This window comes from Amphritea sp., assembly GCF_016744155.1.
Taxonomy (GTDB): domain Bacteria; phylum Pseudomonadota; class Gammaproteobacteria; order Pseudomonadales; family Balneatricaceae; genus Amphritea.
In genome coordinates, this window is the sequence record NZ_JADGEW010000014.1 from 41,492 (window position 1) to 58,941 (window position 17,450).

General features: G+C 47.6%; 18 protein-coding genes. 7 read left to right on the forward strand and 11 right to left on the reverse strand.

Annotation, left to right across the window (positions count from 1 at the left end; all coding sequences use genetic code 11):
• Positions 1 to 20: 20 nt before the first annotated feature.
• The 5 genes from QZZ54_RS11880 to QZZ54_RS11900 form a co-directional block, all read right to left on the reverse strand.
• Positions 21 to 863 carry an alpha/beta hydrolase gene (locus QZZ54_RS11880; protein ID WP_290702905.1) on the reverse strand — a complete coding sequence of 281 codons (843 nt, stop codon included), beginning with the start codon at positions 861 to 863 and terminating at the stop codon, positions 21 to 23.
• Positions 864 to 956: 93 nt separating this feature from the next.
• Positions 957 to 2,321, reverse strand: coding sequence for an adenylosuccinate lyase (purB, locus tag QZZ54_RS11885; protein WP_290702906.1), 1,365 nt, complete (start codon positions 2,319 to 2,321; stop codon positions 957 to 959).
• A gap of 125 nt (positions 2,322 to 2,446) precedes the next feature.
• Positions 2,447 to 3,118, reverse strand: a complete 672-nt coding sequence (hflD, locus tag QZZ54_RS11890) for a high frequency lysogenization protein HflD (protein ID WP_290702907.1) — start codon at positions 3,116 to 3,118, stop codon at positions 2,447 to 2,449.
• A 17-nt stretch (positions 3,119 to 3,135) separates the two neighbouring features.
• A complete protein-coding gene (gene mnmA / locus QZZ54_RS11895; protein WP_290702908.1) occupies positions 3,136 to 4,233 on the reverse strand; it encodes a tRNA 2-thiouridine(34) synthase MnmA in 1,098 nt (365 codons plus the stop codon).
• Positions 4,234 to 4,324: 91 nt separating this feature from the next.
• A complete protein-coding gene (locus tag QZZ54_RS11900) occupies positions 4,325 to 4,783 on the reverse strand; it encodes an NUDIX hydrolase (RefSeq protein WP_290702909.1) in 459 nt (152 codons plus the stop codon).
• Positions 4,784 to 4,949: 166 nt separating this feature from the next.
• On the opposite strand from QZZ54_RS11900, the gene moaE reads away from it, so the two are divergent.
• Entirely contained in the window at positions 4,950 to 5,405 is a 456-nt protein-coding gene (moaE, locus tag QZZ54_RS11905) for a molybdopterin synthase catalytic subunit MoaE (protein ID WP_290702955.1), read from the forward strand.
• A 2-nt stretch (positions 5,406 to 5,407) separates the two neighbouring features.
• Here the strand turns inward: moaE and QZZ54_RS11910 are convergent, their stop codons facing one another.
• Positions 5,408 to 6,031 (reverse strand): pseudouridine synthase, encoded by a 624-nt coding sequence (locus QZZ54_RS11910; protein ID WP_290702910.1) that lies wholly within the window; start codon positions 6,029 to 6,031, stop codon positions 5,408 to 5,410.
• Between the two features lie 204 nt (positions 6,032 to 6,235).
• Positions 6,236 to 6,463 carry a cold shock domain-containing protein CspD gene (gene cspD, locus QZZ54_RS11915; RefSeq protein WP_290702911.1) on the reverse strand — a complete coding sequence of 76 codons (228 nt, stop codon included), beginning with the start codon at positions 6,461 to 6,463 and terminating at the stop codon, positions 6,236 to 6,238.
• A 269-nt stretch (positions 6,464 to 6,732) separates the two neighbouring features.
• On the opposite strand from cspD, the gene clpS reads away from it, so the two are divergent.
• Both clpS and clpA read left to right on the forward strand, forming a co-directional pair.
• Positions 6,733 to 7,062: an ATP-dependent Clp protease adapter ClpS gene (clpS, locus tag QZZ54_RS11920; protein ID WP_290702912.1), complete on the forward strand. Its 330-nt coding sequence runs from the start codon at positions 6,733 to 6,735 to the stop codon at positions 7,060 to 7,062.
• A gap of 13 nt (positions 7,063 to 7,075) precedes the next feature.
• Positions 7,076 to 9,334 (forward strand): ATP-dependent Clp protease ATP-binding subunit ClpA, encoded by a 2,259-nt coding sequence (gene clpA, locus QZZ54_RS11925; RefSeq protein ID WP_290702913.1) that lies wholly within the window; start codon positions 7,076 to 7,078, stop codon positions 9,332 to 9,334.
• A 65-nt stretch (positions 9,335 to 9,399) separates the two neighbouring features.
• Here the strand turns inward: clpA and infA are convergent, their stop codons facing one another.
• The 4 genes from infA to trxB all read right to left on the reverse strand — a co-directional run bounded on the left by infA (position 9,400) and on the right by trxB (position 12,103).
• Entirely contained in the window at positions 9,400 to 9,618 is a 219-nt protein-coding gene (infA, locus tag QZZ54_RS11930) for a translation initiation factor IF-1 (protein WP_290702914.1), read from the reverse strand.
• A 98-nt stretch (positions 9,619 to 9,716) separates the two neighbouring features.
• Positions 9,717 to 10,427 (reverse strand): arginyltransferase, encoded by a 711-nt coding sequence (locus tag QZZ54_RS11935; protein ID WP_290702915.1) that lies wholly within the window; start codon positions 10,425 to 10,427, stop codon positions 9,717 to 9,719.
• A complete protein-coding gene (gene aat, locus QZZ54_RS11940) occupies positions 10,424 to 11,137 on the reverse strand; it encodes a leucyl/phenylalanyl-tRNA--protein transferase (RefSeq protein ID WP_290702916.1) in 714 nt (237 codons plus the stop codon). The genes QZZ54_RS11935 and aat overlap by 4 nt, the downstream gene beginning before the upstream one ends.
• A 12-nt stretch (positions 11,138 to 11,149) precedes the next feature.
• On the reverse strand, positions 11,150 to 12,103 hold the full coding sequence (trxB, locus tag QZZ54_RS11945) for a thioredoxin-disulfide reductase (protein WP_290702917.1): 954 nt from the start codon (positions 12,101 to 12,103) through the stop codon (positions 11,150 to 11,152).
• Between the two features lie 278 nt (positions 12,104 to 12,381).
• Here trxB and QZZ54_RS11950 point away from each other — a divergent pair, with 278 nt between their 5' ends.
• The 4 genes from QZZ54_RS11950 to crcB are packed head-to-tail and all read left to right on the forward strand — an operon-like array spanning position 12,382 to position 17,443.
• On the forward strand, positions 12,382 to 15,066 hold the full coding sequence (locus QZZ54_RS11950) for a DNA translocase FtsK (RefSeq protein WP_290702918.1): 2,685 nt from the start codon (positions 12,382 to 12,384) through the stop codon (positions 15,064 to 15,066).
• A 2-nt stretch (positions 15,067 to 15,068) separates the two neighbouring features.
• On the forward strand, positions 15,069 to 15,722 hold the full coding sequence (gene lolA, locus QZZ54_RS11955; RefSeq protein WP_290702919.1) for an outer membrane lipoprotein chaperone LolA: 654 nt from the start codon (positions 15,069 to 15,071) through the stop codon (positions 15,720 to 15,722).
• Complete coding sequence (locus QZZ54_RS11960; protein WP_290702920.1) at positions 15,722 to 17,065, forward strand: replication-associated recombination protein A; 1,344 nt, start codon at positions 15,722 to 15,724, stop codon at positions 17,063 to 17,065. The genes lolA and QZZ54_RS11960 overlap by 1 nt, the downstream gene beginning before the upstream one ends.
• Before the next feature lie 3 nt (positions 17,066 to 17,068).
• Positions 17,069 to 17,443, forward strand: a complete 375-nt coding sequence (crcB, locus tag QZZ54_RS11965) for a fluoride efflux transporter CrcB (RefSeq protein ID WP_290702921.1) — start codon at positions 17,069 to 17,071, stop codon at positions 17,441 to 17,443.
• The last annotated feature ends 7 nt before the right edge of the window (positions 17,444 to 17,450 follow it).

Genomic DNA, 17,450 nt, shown 5'->3' on the forward strand with positions numbered 1-17,450 from the left:
ACACCATTTGTGGATGTCAGTTAGCAGTCCTGTAATTTTGCAATGAAAGTCCGTAAATCATAGATAAACCGTTCCCGGTGCCAGAGCTGCGGCGAGTGATCTGAGTTCTCATAGGTATGGAGCTCGGAGAGTCTGATGTTATCTCTGACATAGTCTGCAACCTTAGAGCTGTAGAACTGGCTTTCATCACCGTAGATCAGCAGCGCGGGGATATCCATCTGTGGCAGTACGTCACGGTAATCAGCTTCGGTCAGGCTTTCCCAGCAACGCACCAGAGGGTCACCTTTGAGAGTCTGCAGGTGTTCACGCATCTGCTGAAATCCACGGGAATTTCGCTGATAACTTTCATAAGATTTACGGTTATAGCCATTAGCGACTAGCTGTAGCAGACCCTCGGCAAAATCCTCTTTGAGCTTACTGATCAGACGGTTGCTGGCTGCCTGATTGAAATTCCCATAGATTCCATTGTGCCAGTTATCATCAGTCACTAGCTTTGGTGACTGATCGATAATGCAAACTCCGGCTAATTTGTCACAACCGAAATCACGAATATATTGCCAAAGAGTCAGGGCTCCCATTGAGTGGCCGACAAGTGTAACGTTGCTTAATTGATGGTGTTCGATCAACTGTTGGAGGTCGCTGGCCATATCGCGGACATGGGTGCTGGCGGAATCAGCTATTGGGTGACCGCCGTGTCCCCGAGCGTCCCAGCAGAAGACTTCATGCTGATCGGCCAGTTCAGATGCAAAAGGTAACCAGTCTCTGGCACCGGCACTCCAGCCGTGCAGGAAGATAACAGGGCTACCCTTACCAAGTCTTAAATAACGTATTTCAACATTATCAGATGATATTATTTTTTCCATAATAACAAATGGTTACCATTGATTCTTAATGTGTTTATTAGAGCAATAAAAAAGCAGAGCCAATGCTCTGCTTTTACGATAAAAACTGAATAATCAGATAGCTTTAGCCTGATCTACAGCGTTACCGATATAGCTGTGAGGTGTCAGTTGCTTAAGCTCTTCTTTGGCCGCATCAGGCATATCAAGCGTATCAACAAAGGCCATAATGGTCTCTTTGTTCATATCCTGACCGCGGGTCAGCGCCTTAAGTTTCTCATACGGTTCTTCGATAGCATAACGACGCATAACCGTCTGAATTGGTTCAGCCAGTACTTCCCAGCTGTTTTCCAGATCTGCATCAAGGCGAGTCGGGTTAAGTTCCAACTTGCTGATGCCTTTCAGACTAGACTGATAAGCGACCAGACTGTAGCCAAAACCAACGCCCATATTACGCAAAACAGTAGAGTCGGTCAGGTCGCGCTGCCAGCGAGAAATAGGCAGTTTGGCTGCCAGGTGTTGCATGATGGCATTAGCGATACCCAGATTTCCTTCTGAGTTTTCGAAGTCAATCGGGTTAACCTTGTGCGGCATAGTCGATGAGCCAACTTCACCAGCAATGGTTCTTTGCTTGAAATAACCCAGTGAAATATAACCCCAGATATCACGATCGAAATCGATAATGATAGTGTTGAAACGACACACGGCATCAAAGAGCTCAGCGATATAATCGTGAGGCTCAATCTGAGTCGTGTAAGGGTTAAAGTTTAGACCCAGACCTTCAACGAACTCCTGAGCATTCTGAGCCCAGTCAACATCTGCGTAAGCAGAGATATGCGCGTTGTAGTTACCTACAGCACCGTTGATCTTACCCAGTAGCTCTACTTTTTTAAGTTGGTTAATCTGACGCTGCAGACGGTAAGCAACGTTAGCCAGCTCTTTACCAACAGTGGTAGGTGATGCGGTCTGACCATGGGTACGGGATAGCATAGGTTGAGTTGCGTAAGCGCGTCCCAGTTGAGCGATCTCGTCGGTCACCTGCTGCATAACCGGCAGCATGACATCCTGGCCTTCTTTCAGCATCAGTGCGTGGGACAGGTTATTAATATCTTCAGAGGTACAGGCAAAGTGAACGAACTCACTGATTGCTGCCAGCTCGGCATTATCAGCAATGCGCTCTTTAATCAGGTATTCAACCGCTTTAACGTCGTGGTTGGTGGTGCGTTCAATCTCTTTTACTCGGTTAGCTTCAGCTTCGCTAAAGTTATCGACCAGAGCATTAAGAACCGCATTAGCAGTATCACTTAATGCTGGAACTTCTGTAATTTGAGGGAGAGCGGCAAGTTTCTGCAACCAGCGAACTTCAACTGTAACGCGTGCGCGAATCAGGCCGAACTCACTGAATACAGGGCGCAGATCAGCTGTTTTGCTGCCGTAACGACCATCAATTGGAGAGATCGCAGAAAGAGAAGAAAGATCCATATCGAGTAAATACCTGACTGGGTTAAATTTTGAGCGCGAATTATAGCTAAATTCAGGGCGCAGGGAAAATGTGCAGGGCGTTTTTTTGTCTGTTTGGCTCATCCGGGTCAAGATGAGCTGAATGATCAGTCGCGGCGACTGATTCTTTTAACCGCTGGACGCAGTCTGGATTTAAAAAACAGTAGATGCCAACGCTTCCCGCCAACCTGACGCCAAAGCATCGCTGCGCGAATGCCTGCCAACAATAGAGCGCGGATTTTTGCAGCGTTCTCAGTGTTTTGAAGGTGACGTGGTTCGCCGGTAACCTGAATTCTAAAATTGAAGGTGCTTAGCGTATCCTGATAGAGGCTGGCAAGGTTAGCGACAACTGAAGGATGGGTAAATGCTGCCGGATTATCGGTTAACTCAGTGTCCGGATCGGCAAAATAGTTAGCCTGTTGAGAAATTTTATCAATTTTCTCCCCAATTTTTTGTAACAGATCGGGCCGCTTACTCAGCTTACGCTCAAGATGCATCAGGCTTAAGCCATAGCGGATGGTGTCCGGGTTCTGCTCTGTTCTGCTTTTATCAAGCAGCTCCTGCAGCCCCCGAAAGCCTTGGCTAAGATTAATTGGCAGGTTTTCTGCGCCGCCATAGATCTCTTCTGTTATTTCAGGGTTTGTTACAAAGATGCTTGCAAGAGAAGTTTCAAAGCTGTTCTGCGGCACCATTCCACGGGTGGATATCTGTTCAACCAGGCTGGCTGCCTGAAATAGTCCTGCTAGTGCAATTGCCTGTTGATCATCTATTCTGGACATACTGTTTACCTGTATCCCTATGCTTTGCCAGTGGTTTCTATTACACCACCGCCGAGGCAAATTTCGTCACTGTAGATAACAACAGACTGGCCTGGAGTGACGGCCCGCTGTGGTTCTTCAAACTCAATTCTGTAACCCTCGCCATCAGCTATCACCGTACAAGCCTGGTCAGCCTGACGGTAACGTACCTTTGCTCTGCAGCTCATCGGCAGTGCCGGCTTTTCACCATTGATCCAGAAGATGTCACTGGCGTTCAGCCAGTTACTGAACAGCAGCTCATGCTGTTGTCCCTGTACGGCGATTAATACATTTCGCTCAAGGTCCTTTTCTGCAACAAACCAGGGCTCTTCGGGGTAGTTTTTCAAACCTCCGATGCCTAAGCCCTGTCGCTGACCGATGGTGTGGTACATCAGCCCCTGATGCTGACCAATGGCGTCGCCACCAGGGGTTTCAATTTTACCTGGCTGAGCGGGCAGGTATTGCTTAAGGAAATCGGTAAACCTGCGTTCGCCAATAAAGCAGATACCCGTGCTGTCTTTTTTGTCATGGGTTATCAAATCATACTGTTCAGCCAATCGACGTACTTCAGGTTTTTCCAGCTCACCCACGGGAAACAGGGTGAGGGCAAGCTCATTACAGCCTACCTGATGGAGGAAATAGCTTTGATCTTTATTGTTATCCAGGCCTTTGAATAGGGCGGTTTTGCCGTTAAGTTCTGCCCGGCGGACATAATGCCCGGTGGCGATCATATCGGCGCCAAGTACTTTGGCGTAGTCGAGAAACGCTTTGAATTTAATCTCTCGGTTACAGAGAATGTCCGGGTTTGGGGTGCGTCCCGCTTTATACTCTTCAAGAAAGTGCTCAAAGACATTATCCCAGTACTCTGAAGCGAAATTCGCTGTATGTAGCTTGATACCCAACTTATCGCTAACGGCCTGGGCATCAGCCAGATCATCCATGGCGGTACAGTAATCTGTACCATCATCTTCGTCCCAGTTTTTCATAAACAGGCCTTCAACCTGATATCCCTGCTGTTGAAGCAGGAGAGCTGAGACTGATGAATCAACGCCGCCGGACATGCCGACGATAACTTTAATATTTGCTGGATCTGACATAGGGCGTCTGAATGACCTTAAAACTGTTAAGTGCTTCTAATTAATATGCGACCAGAGTCGCCGATTTCAATGCTGTGTAGATAGAATTAGGTTAAACCGTATCATCTTCTACAATTAACTCCAGCGGATATCGTATGCCGCTAAGGTAGTCGTCGATGCATCGGATCACCATAGGGCTGCGTAGCTGCTTTTCTCGTTGTTCCAGCTCTTCCCGGCTAAGCCATAATGCGCGCTCAATGCCTGTATCCAGAGGGCTGTCTGCATCATAGCTATCTGCCTGAGCAACAAAACAGTAACGATGATAGGTGATGCCGTTTGCCGGGGCTGTATAGGTATAGATGCCCACCAGTGCGGTCGGCGTTACTGTCCAGCCGGTTTCTTCAAGGGTTTCACGAATGGCCGCCTGGATAAAAGTTTCGCCTGCTTCTAAATGACCTGCAGGTTGATTAATAACCAGCTCTCCGCGTGAAACTGATTGTTCTTCTACGCAAAGAAACTTTTCATCCTTTTCAATTATCGTTGCCACAGTGGCGTGGGGTGTCCAACGCATTCGCAATTCCGTATATTAAAAGCTTGGGACTAAGTCTGCTATGACAGAGTCATGAATTTCTGTAACCGCGCCATCTTTTATGGCTGTTTAGCAGACTGCTCAGGTTGGCAACTTTATCATTTATGACCGCTTTTGGCTGTAGTTTAAGGAGTAGTTTGGAGTGAGTTTGTTTAAAGATAGTATTTCGATTCAGAATGATGACTTTTCGATTGCAGAATTGTCTGAACAGGTACGGGCAAACGATGCAAGTAATGGGGCGATAGTCACCTTTACCGGCATTGTGCGGGAGCTTGAAGGGGATGTGTCGCTTGAAGCTATGTATTTGGAGCATTACCCAGGGATGACTGAAAAAGCTCTAGCCAAAATAGCATCGCAGGCTCGTGCACGCTGGTCCTTGGGTAATATAGTTATTGTTCATCGTATTGGTCGGCTGACGTTGAATGAAAATATTGTTTTTGTTGGCGTAGGTAGTGCTCACCGGGGTGAGGGGTTTGAAGCGGCAGAGTTCATTATGGACTTCCTTAAACGTGACGCACCATTCTGGAAAAAAGAGATTACCACTGAGGGCGAGCACTGGGTAGAAGCTAAGCAAACGGATCTGGATGCTGCTGATAATTGGTAATCTTAGCGGGTTCTTCGTTCAGGCTTTCTTCTGGTTTTTTTGACTGCTTCTGGCCTGGGTCTTGGTTTAGATTTGGATACAGGAATATTGACCTGTTCTGTTCGAAACGCTCCAGGCGCTAATCCATCCACTGTCCAGTTCCCGATCGCTACTCGTATCAATCGAAGAGTAGGGAAGCCCACTGCCGCCGTCATCCGCCTGACCTGGCGGTTTTTCCCTTCACTGATTTTTAGTTCAATCCAGCTGGTTGGCTGATTTTTACGCTCACGAATAGGTGGGTTACGCGGCCAGACTGATGGTGAAGATAGTTTTTTTGTGCGCGCGGGGCGAGTTATGCCGTCTTTAAGTTCAACGCCCTTGCGTAGCTGTTCCAGCGCGCTATCGCTAATCTCGCCCTCAACCTGGGCCCAGTATGTTTTTTCTAGTTTAAACTTGGGGTCGGCAAGCTGATGCTGAAGCTTGCCGTCGTCGGTGAGAATTAAGAGGCCTTCTGAATCATAATCTAATCTGCCAGCAGCATAGACTCCCTTACGCTTTATAAAGTCGCTAAGAGTGCTTCTGCCTTCAGTGTCAGTGAACTGCGTAAGTACCTGAAAAGGCTTATTAAATACAATTATTTCAGACATTGTTCTGGCCTACTTAACCGGCTTGGCTGATAAGCAGGGCAGATTAACAGTGTCTATAGAGGTCTTGCAAGATTAATCAGATTGAAACGAGAAAATCTAAAGGTAGATGTATAAGAAAGGCAGTATTTCTGCCTCTCTTACTATCCAGGGGATATAGAACTGCGATTATAACGTCTTGTTTGTATTGCCAATATTATCTGGCTGCTAAGCTTCCTCCGTTTCGGTTAGCATTATTGGTTTAATGTTTACCGCATGCGTTCCTTTAGGCCCTGGTGTTGTTTCAAACTCGACTTCCTGACCTGCTTTGAGACTTTTGTAGCCATCGGTCTGTATAACAGAAAAATGAGCAAATAAATCTTCGTCAAAATCCGGCGAAACGATAAAACCAAATCCTTTCGCGTTGTTAAACCATTTGACTTTCCCTGTGTGCATTGGTGTCCCCCAATATCCGAATTACCAAGGCCTGTATTTACCTTTAGGCCTGTTACCGCAACAAACTCTCTTGCTACAATGATGCAACATGAGCGAAAGTTCCTTGTCAAACGCAGGGACAACCGATACTACTTATACTCTTACTCCTGCAATATTGAGTATAACATTCGCCCGTAACCCCCATGCAATAAGGGGTGCCCAAAATGGGTTGTAAATTTTTGTACATTTTTTTGAGATATGATATGCAAACAGGGCTTTATGCAATAAATATGTCAGGAGATTCAGACGAGTCTCCTGACCATCATAATACCGGACTAGTCACGGAAGAAGCCAAACCGGAGCTTAAACGCCCCTCTATGTATAGAGTCGTTTTATTGAATGATGACTATACCCCTATGGACTTTGTGATACAGATTTTGATGGGTTTTTTCGCAATGAATCAGGAAAAAGCTACACAAGTGATGCTGGCGGTCCATACTAAAGGGAAGGGTGTATGTGGAGTCTTTACCCGAGACATCGCTGAAACCAAGGCCACACAAGTGAATCAATATGCCAGAGAGAGTAATCATCCTCTCCTGTGTGAAGTAGAAAAAGCGTAGCGGAGCGTTAGGTATGTTAAATAAAGAGCTTGAAGATACGCTTAGCGTCGCCTTTAAAAGTGCGCGCGCTAGACGCCACGAATTTATGACAGTTGAGCACCTGCTACTGGCGCTGCTCGATAACTCTGAAGCACGAGCTGTACTCGATGCTTGCGGTGTTGATCTCAATAAAATGCGCAGCTTGCTCAGCACCTTTATTGAAGATACGACACCTTTGTTGCCTGAAGATATTCCTGATGTTGAAACGCAGCCAACTCTGGGTTTCCAGCGGGTTCTACAACGGGCTGTCTTTCATGTTCAATCATCCGGTAGAGGCGAAGTAAACGGTGCTAATGTTCTGGTTGCCATCTTTAGCGAGCAGGAGAGTCAGGCTGTCTATGTGCTGAACCAGCAGGGTATTGAGAGGATTGATATCGTCAACTACATCTCTCATGGTATCTCGAAAATTGAAGAAAATGATGGTCATACCAGCGAAGAAGGGCTGTTGGAAGGCGATACTGCAACCGAAAAAGACAAAAGCCCACTGGCTAACTTCTCGGTTAATCTAAATGAACAGGCAATGTCTGGTCGCATCGATCCTTTAGTGGGTCGGGATGATGAGGTTGAGCGCGTTATTCAAATCCTCTCTCGACGCCGCAAGAATAATCCATTGCTTGTTGGTGAGGCAGGCGTGGGTAAAACAGCTATAGCGGAAGGTTTGGCTAAGCATATTGTTGAGGGGCTCGTGCCCGATGTAATCGCCTCCAGTATTGTGTATTCCCTTGATCTAGGCGCATTGTTGGCGGGCACAAAGTATCGCGGTGACTTTGAGAAACGCCTCAAAGGCCTGCTGAATGAAATAAAAAACCAGGAGCATGCAATCCTGTTCATCGATGAGATTCATACGATTATCGGTGCTGGCGCGGCTTCTGGCGGTTCAATGGATGCCTCGAATCTACTGAAGCCCTTACTAAGCTCTGGCCAGTTACGCTGTATTGGCTCTACGACTTACCAGGAATTTCGCGGTATTTTTGAAAAAGATCGAGCGTTAGCGCGACGCTTCCAGAAGGTGGATATTCTGGAGCCTTCGGTTGAGGATACTTACAAAATCCTGCAGGGCCTTAAGAGTCGATTTGAGTCTCATCATGGCGTTAAGTACACAGACGAAGCTTTGCGTGTCGCGTCGGAGATGGCTGATCGTTACATTAATGATAAGCATATGCCCGATAAGGCAATCGATGTGATTGATGAGGCAGGCGCTTATCAGCAGCTTCTGAAAGAGAGTGAGCGCAGCACTATTATTGATGTCCGTGATGTTGAGATTGTAGTGGCTAAGATAGCGCGCATCCCAGCTAAAAGCGTGACGGCCTCGGATAAAGAACAGCTTAAAAAGCTTGATAGCAATCTTAAAATGGTTGTTTTAGGTCAGGACGAGGCGATTAATACGCTGTCAGCAGCGATTAAGCTGTCCCGCGCCGGCCTGAATGAGCCAAACAAGCCTGTAGGATCGTTCCTGTTTTCCGGCCCAACAGGGGTTGGTAAGACTGAGGTAACGACTCAATTAGCACGCATTATGGGTATTGAGCTAATTCGCTTCGATATGTCTGAATATATGGAACGTCACACTGTCTCTCGTCTTATCGGCGCGCCTCCTGGTTACGTTGGTTATGATCAGGGTGGATTGTTGACTGAAGCGGTTACCAAGTCTCCCCATGCGGTTCTTCTGCTGGATGAGATAGAGAAGGCTCACCCTGAAGTATTCAATTTGCTGCTACAGGTGATGGATAACGGTACTCTGACTGATAACAATGGGCGTAAAGCTGACTTTAGAAATGTCATATTAGTTATGACAACTAATGCGGGTGCAGAGCAGATGGCCCGGACCTCGATCGGTTTTAGTAAGCAAGATAATACGACGGATGGTATGGAAGCGATTAAAAAGCTATTCACTCCCGAGTTCCGTAACCGCATGGATGGAATTATTCAGTTCAAGGCGCTGTCGCCTAAAGTTATCACCGGTGTTGTAGATAAATTCCTGACGGAGCTTCAGGCTCAGCTGGATGATAAAAGCGTGGTGTTGAATATTGATGATGATGTGCGTCAGTGGTTTGCCGAAAAAGGTTATGATGCCACTATGGGGGCGCGACCTATGAAGCGCTTGATTCAGGAGGAGTTGAAGAAGCCGTTAGCCGAGATGATTCTATTTGGCGAGCTGTCTGAGGGTGGAGGCGAAGTGGATATCACCGTTAATGCTGATAATGAAATAGAGATTTATGCGGTGGTTGCTGCTTAATTCACCGAGCTTTCAATATTTCTTAAAATTAGATATAAAAAAACGGCCCGTAGGCCGTTTTTTTATTAGCGTGCGCGGTAGGTGATGCGCCCTTTACTAAGGTCGTAAGGCGTCAACTCAACCTTTACTTTGTCGCCGGTCAGGATGCGGATGTAATTTTTGCGCATCTTACCTGAGATGTGCGCGGTTACAACGTGACCATTCTCGAGTTCTACCCGAAACATTGTGTTAGGCAGAGTGTCGGTCACAACGCCTTCCATTTCAAAGCTGTCTTCTTTAGCCATTCTACCTACCCAATTAAATTAATTGCAAACTCTACATTTTGCAGCGCAGTATTTTGCCTTACTTTTCTATAATTATCAAAGAGATTTGACGGATTTTACTAATCAACAACAATCCACTGACCATGAAGTAGCATCTCGAGGGGGTTGTAGGCGACTTTATAGGACATCTTCTGGCATTCTCTGATCCAGTAGCCCAGATATAGATACTCAAGTTCCAGGCGTTTGACCTCTTGAAGCTGCCAGAGAATAGCATAGCTACCTAAACTACGGCGACTCTCAGTTGGGTCAAAGAAAGTATAGATTGCTGAAAGCCCCTGAGTGAGATAGTCGGTTACCGCCAAGGCTACCAGCTTTCCCTGTGAGTCTCTGAACTCGTAGAAACAGCCCTGTTGACCCCCTTCAATTAGAAATGCACTAAATTGTTCCGGGGTAGGAGGGTACATATCTCCGTCGCTATGGCGGGTATTTATGTAGTTTGCATAAAGCTCATAGTACTCGTCAGTAAATTGAGGGGGTACAGCGATAGCTGTCAGGTCCTTGTTTTTACTGATTACACGCTTTTGGCTTTTGCTCGGCACAAATTCACGACCGTTAACCCGAACAGAAATGCACGCCTGACAACTACTGCAGTAGGGTCGGTAGATATGCTTACCACTACGACGAAAGCCAAGATCGGACAGCTGGCTGTATGCGTCGGTACAGATAATCTCCTGAGGATCAACAAATAGCGTCTTTGCTTCGAATCCTTCAAGGTAGCTACACTCATGTTCCGGTGTAGCGTAAAAGTGGAGGGTTTTCAGGTTGGTCACTCAGTTCTCACCACATCTTCTTTATCTATATCAAAACACCAGCTATGGCTGCTTTCCGGTGCTAAGTTCTGCTTTAGGTAGTGCTGAAACTCTGCTCTGGAAATAGCGCCTGCTCCCAGACTGCTCAGATGATCATTTTCAATCTGGCAATCAATTAAAGCATAGCCCCATTTTTCTAATTGTCTGGCAAAGAATACAAATGCGATTTTAGAGGCATTAGTTGCTCTGCTAAACATAGATTCACCAAAAAAAAGCTGCCCCATCGCTATCCCGTATAATCCACCGACAAGCTCGCCATTTTGCCAAAACTCTACCGAGTGTGCGTATCCCCGGCGATGCAGGTCTGAATAGGCTTGTAACATTTGATCGCTAATCCAGGTGTCATCACTATAGCTTCTGGGGGCTGCGCAGGCCTCGACAACCTCAGTAAAGGCCTGATCAAAGGTAATTTCAAACTCAGCTTTACGGATCGCCTTACGAAGGCTGCGGGAGATATGAATCTCGGCTGGAACCAGCGTGCAGCGAGGATCTGGCGACCACCATAAAATAGGCTCGCCGGCATTAAACCAGGGGAAAATTCCCCGTCGATATGCCTCGATCAGACGCTGTGCGCTGAGATCACCGCCGGCAGCGAGTAACCCATTAGGTTCATCTAATGCATCGCCAACAGGAGGGAAGTCGGTACTGTATGGATCAAGCCAGGGAATCATAGGAGGCCAGTATTAATCCTGGTCATCCAGATAACGCTCAGCATCCAGTGCGGCCATACAACCAAAGCCTGCAGAAGTAATCGCCTGACGATAGATATGGTCAGCCACATCTCCAGCAGCAAAAACACCCTCTATTGAGGTTTGGGTTGCGTTACCTTCGGTGCCTGAGTGAATTTTTAGATAACCATCTTTCATTTCAAGTTGGTCGGTAAAAAGCTCTGTATTAGGTTTGTGACCTATAGCAACAAAGACGCCTTGAAGTTCAAGTTCCTTTGTCGAGTCATCTTCAGTGCTCTTAATACGGATGCCTGTGACGCCCATTTCATCACCAAGGACCTCATCAAGCTGATGATTCCAAAGAATATTGATGTTGCCGTTCTCGGCACGTTCAAGAATCTTATCTTGCAGGATTTTTTCAGAACGCAGGCTGTCACGGCGGTGAATCAGTGTGACCTCGGCGGCGATGTTTGACAGATAGAGGGCTTCTTCAACGGCTGTGTTTCCGCCGCCAATGACGGCTACTTTCTGTCCCCGATAGAAGAATCCATCGCAGGTTGCGCAGGCGCTCACGCCTTTACCCATGAAGGCTTCCTCTGAAGGAAGTCCAATATATTGTGCTGACGCGCCTGTACAGATGATCAATGCATCGCAGGTATATTCGCCCATGTCGCCTTTAAGACGGAAAGGGCGGTTCTGCAGATCAGTTTCATTAATGTGGTCGAAAATAACCTGAGTATCAAAACGCTCGGCATGGGCTTGCATGCGCTGCATCAGCTCTGGCCCCTGGACCCCTTCGACATCACCGGGCCAGTTATCTACATCAGTAGTCGTGGTCAGTTGTCCGCCAGCTTGCATGCCGGTAATGACGATTGGGTTAAGGTTGGCACGGGCTGCATAGACAGCAGCGGTGTATCCGGCAGGGCCAGAACCCAGAATAATCAATTTATGGTGCTGTATTTCGCTCATCGGTGATCCGTTATCAAGGCGCAGAGTTTATTGGCGCCTATTATGCCCGTTTCCTGTAAAGGACAAAATAGAGATTAACTCTGAATTTTTTATTATTGCGCTGGTCACACAGTCAGCCCGTGTTTAGCGTTGTAAATATGCTCGATTGTTCAGTTTCTGCTCAGACATTGCAGGTATGCTGCATAAAGGGCGTAAAAGTCGGCTTTGTGGCTGGGGAGCTGGGCTGAAATATGTTATTTTTGAAGGAATTTTTATGGATAGGCGTAAGGATATTTTTCTTGGCTCATAGTAGCGATACAAACAATACGGAAGCGGGCACCAAAGACATCAAAGATGCTTCTTTTTCTGATCTTCTCGGCCGGATAGCAAAAGAGGGTGGCCTCATTGTTATTATCGGCTTTGCGGTGCTCCTGTTACTGGCACTCGCAGGTTACGATAATCGTGATCCGGGTTGGTCTCATCTAGGGTACCAACCAGAAGCGCGCAACTTTACCGGTTATGCTGGTGCATGGCTGGCCGATCTGGCTTTCTCAGTTTTTGGTCTGGCGGCCTGGCTAATACCTCTGATGCTGTTTCTTCCGGCGCTGCGTTTTATGCTGCGCAGTCAAGTCTCTTTGCTTGATGGCATACCGTTCATGATGCTGAGGATTACCGGCGCTCTGTTGGTGTTGTTAAGCCTGGCAACTCTGGCGGCTACCCATCTATCGAATGCTGACGGTCAACTGCCATTTAGCATGGGGGGGCTGGTAGGCCAGGCGGTGTCGGATCTGGCGGTTTCTCTATTTAGTTTGATTGGTAGCTCTGTTGTTCTTTGGACAGCTCTGTTATTTGGCTTTACGTTGCTGCTTGAGCTGTCCTGGTCTCAACTACTGGAGAAGCTTGGTAAAGCTGTATTTGGTCTGGGGGCCAAGTTGAAGCCTACTCCGCGTGAGAAACCACAACCCGAAGCAATAAATCCTTATGCTGCTGAAGATGAAGAGAAACGTAACCTGCTTAGAGCAGCCGCACGTCATGGCCCGTCAGACAGTTTAACCCAGGAAGAGCCTGCAGCAATGACAAAAAGACCGGTACGCAGAGAGCCTGTTTTCTCCGCGCCTACCGATCAGGAAAGCGAATATCAGGACTTTAATGATCCGTTGCCAGATTTCCAACCAGAATCAGCTCCAATGGTCGCTCACTCCGAGAAGGTAGAATCGAGATCGCCGCGACCCTCGACAATAACATCTACCTCGATGGACATGGCTCCTGAAGATGTTTTTGAATCAGACGTACAGGCTATTCCACTGGTTTCGGATATTGTAGAGCCGAGTCCTGGCCAAGCGTTTGATCCACTTGCTGATATTGATTCTGAATCCCTTGATCGGAAAAGTCTCAGGGTAGTCCCTCTCTCTGAGGCACATACCCCGATGAAAGACAGTGAACTGGGGCTAGATCATATCTCGCCTGCTGCCCGAAAACGTCAGCCGCGCAGAAAAATTCCATCTATGGATCTTCTTGATGCTCCTGAGCTTAAGCAGGGGCATTGCTACACCGATGAACAGCTAGAACAGATGTCACGGTTGTTGGAAAGTAAATTGAAGGATTTCGGCATCGTTGCTGAAGTTGTTGAAGTAAACCCAGGGCCGGTAATCACTCGATTCGAAATGCAGCCTGCACCGGGTGTCAAAGCCAGCCGAATTACTAATCTATCAAGGGATCTGGCCCGTTCTATGGCGGTCATGAGTGTTCGTGTCGTTGAGGTTATTCCCGGTAAATCTGTCATTGGTATTGAGATTCCAAATGAAGAGAGACAGATGGTTCGCCTTAGTGAGGTGCTCAACTCTAAACCCTACAAAGAGGCCTCATCTAAGCTAACGCTAGGACTGGGTAATGATATTGCGGGTAACCCGGTTGTTACTAACCTGGCTAAGATGCCGCACTTGTTGGTCGCCGGCACCACCGGCTCTGGTAAGTCAGTCGGTGTAAATGCCATGCTGTTAAGCCTGTTGTTCAAGGCAACCCCGGATGAAGTCCGCTTGATGCTGGTTGACCCGAAAATGCTGGAACTTTCTATCTACGAGGGCATTCCACATCTGTTGGCGCCGGTTATCACTGATATGAAAGAGGCCGCCGGTGGGTTGCGCTGGTGCGTTGCAGAGATGGAGCGACGTTATAAACTGATGTCCAAAATGGGCGTGCGGAATATCGCCGGTTATAACGATAAAGTTACTGAAGCCCGTGATCGGGGGACGCCATTGGTAGATCCTCTTTGGAATCCAGAAGAGGAGGGCTTGCCCTCTGATGCGCCGGCTCCTTATTTGGAAACGCTGCCTTATATCGTCGTTTGTATCGATGAGTTTGCCGACATGATGATGGTGGTTGGTAAAAAAGTAGAAGAGTTGATTGCCCGTATTGCACAGAAAGCACGTGCTGCGGGTATTCACCTCATTCTAGCGACTCAGCGCCCCTCTGTGGACGTCATCACCGGCTTGATTAAGGCCAACATACCCACACGTATCGGCTTCCAGGTGTCCTCTAAGATCGATTCTCGTACAGTACTTGATCAGAGTGGCGCAGAGCATCTGCTGGGTAATGGTGACATGCTTTACCTGCCCGCAGGTAGCAGTCTGCCAAATCGAGTGCATGGTGCATTTGTCAGTGATGATGAAGTTCACCGGGTCGTTGAAGCTTGGAAGAAAATCGGTGCGCCGGATTACTTGATTACCGACCTGTCTGAAGTTGTTGAGGGTGGAGGTATGGCTGGCGGAGATATGGATGATGAGCAGGACGTTTTGTACGATGAAGCGGTAGCTTTTGTCACTCAAACCCGTAAAGCATCTATCTCATCAGTACAACGCAAGCTTAAAATCGGCTACAACCGGGCTGCCCGGATGATTGAAACAATGGAAGCGGCAGGAGTCATTACTCAGGCTGGTCATAATGGTGCCCGGGAAGTTCTGGCACCACCGCCACCAAAGGATTAGAGATGTTGTTAAAGAAAATAGCCCTCGCACTGTTGGGTTGTACGCTGAGTATTTCAGTCCTGGCTGATATTCAGGAGAACGCAGGCCCTCAGCTTAATAGTCTGTTAGCAGGTTTTGAAAGTTTCAAGGCCGACTTTGATCAGGTTTCTGGTAGTGAGGGTTCTCGCCGTATGGAAGAGTCCCGAGGGACTTTGCTGCTGGCTAAACCTAATCGTTTCAGCTGGATAGCGTTAGAGCCGTTTCCCCAGACGCTCATCAGTGATGGTGAAACCCTATGGATCTACGATCCTGATCTTGAGCAAGCAACTCGACGTCAAGTTTCCGAAAATGATGCCGGTGTACCGGCTTTGATTCTTAATGGTCAAATTGATGAGCTTGAGGCTCAATATAAGATACGCTTGATACAGGAAAAGGGGATTAATCAGCTGTTTGAGCTTCTGCCATTTGATGAAACAAGTGTCTTTACACGAATTCGCTTACTCTTTACCGATGGTCTTATCAAAGAACTACAACTGGAAGATTCTCTGGGCCAAAGAACATCGATACTGTTTACAAATCAGGAGCTTAATCCATCCTATTCTGATGATGACTTTCGTTTTAATCCGCCAGAAGGGACCGATGTCATTGTTGAGAATCAAGCGGAGAGTGCCAGTTAATGGCTGATCTATTTGATGATCTCCAGCCCAGTTATGAACCACTGGCCGCCCGGATGCGACCCCGGAGTCTCGAAGAATATTGCGGTCAGCAGCACCTGCTCGGTGCTGATAAACCCCTGCGTAAAGCGTTGGAACTGGGTGCGATTCACTCAATGATACTCTGGGGGCCTCCTGGAGTTGGAAAGACCACGTTGGCCCGCTTACTGGCTCATCAGGTTGATGCACACTTTATTAGCCTCTCTGCGGTCCTATCCGGTGTTAAGGATATTCGTGCTGCAGTGGATCAGGCCTTACAGGTTAAAGCTCAATCGGGACGTAAAACCATCCTCTTTGTTGATGAGGTGCATAGATTTAATAAGTCCCAACAGGATGCGTTTCTTCCTTTTATCGAAGATGGCACATTCCTGTTTGTCGGTGCGACGACTGAAAACCCCTCTTTTGAGCTAAATAATGCGTTACTTTCCAGGGCCAGGGTGTATTTGTTACGCAGCCTTGAGCTTGAAGATATTCAATCGCTGCTACTGCGAGCGCTCAATGACCAGGAGCAGGGTATAACCCAACAGCCCTTGGTCTTTGAAGACGGTGCGCTTGAAAAACTGGCATCGGCCGCCGATGGCGATGGCAGACGGGGGCTGAATCTACTGGAGATTGCTGCTGATCTGGCCGACTATGATGGCTCTGAATATAGAATCGGACCACAGATAATTGAGGAAGTGCTCAAGTCCAGTGCCCGACGTTACGATAAACAGGGTGATCTGTTTTACGATATGATCTCGGCATTCCATAAGTCGGTTAGGGGGTCATCCCCTGATGGTGCCTTATATTGGTACTGCCGGATGTTAGATGGGGGGTGCGATCCGCTTTATATCGCACGTCGCCTGGTAGCAATCGCATCCGAAGATATCGGCAATGCCGATCCCCGTGCGATGCAGGTTGCACTGTCGGCCTGGGATGTTTTTGAACGGGTAGGGCCCGCAGAAGGTGAACGGGCAATCGCTCAAGCAGCCATCTATTGTGCCAGCGCGCCTAAGAGTTATGCGGTTTACCAGGCGTTTAATCAAGCTATGGCCGATGTACGCAGCGATCCAGGCTATGAAGTGCCCGAGCATCTTCGTAATGCACCGACCAGTCTTATGAAGGATTTGGGTTATGGTGCAGAATACCGTTATGCCCATAATGAACCCGATGCTTATGCGGCAGGTGAGTCATATCTGCCTGAAGAGATTGCTGATCGAAAATATTACCAGCCGGAACCTCGCGGCTTAGAAATTCGCATAGGTGAAAAGCTAAAGCGCTTAGAAGCGCTGGACCTCTCCAGCCATAAACAACGATATAAGGAATAGTTCATGCTACAGCTGTTTTCAATCGCTGCTGGCGGTGCGTTTGGTGCACTTGCCCGATATTGGGTTAGCGCTATCGCTCTTAACAATGCGCAATTCAGGCTTCCTTATGGAACCATGCTCTGTAATGTACTGGGTTCCTTTCTTATGGGCGTTTTTTTCGTCATTATCATGGAAAAAGCACGCATCAGTCCGGAATTCAGACCTATCCTGATGGTTGGTTTTCTCGGTGCGTTTACAACTTTCTCTACCTTCTCACTGGAGGCCGTGACCATGCTGCAAGAAGGGCATATAATGTCGGCCGTAATTTACATTTTATTGAGCGTAGTGCTCTGCATAACCGCCCTGTACGGCGGTTTATGGTTTACTCGCCTGTTCTGACTTTAAG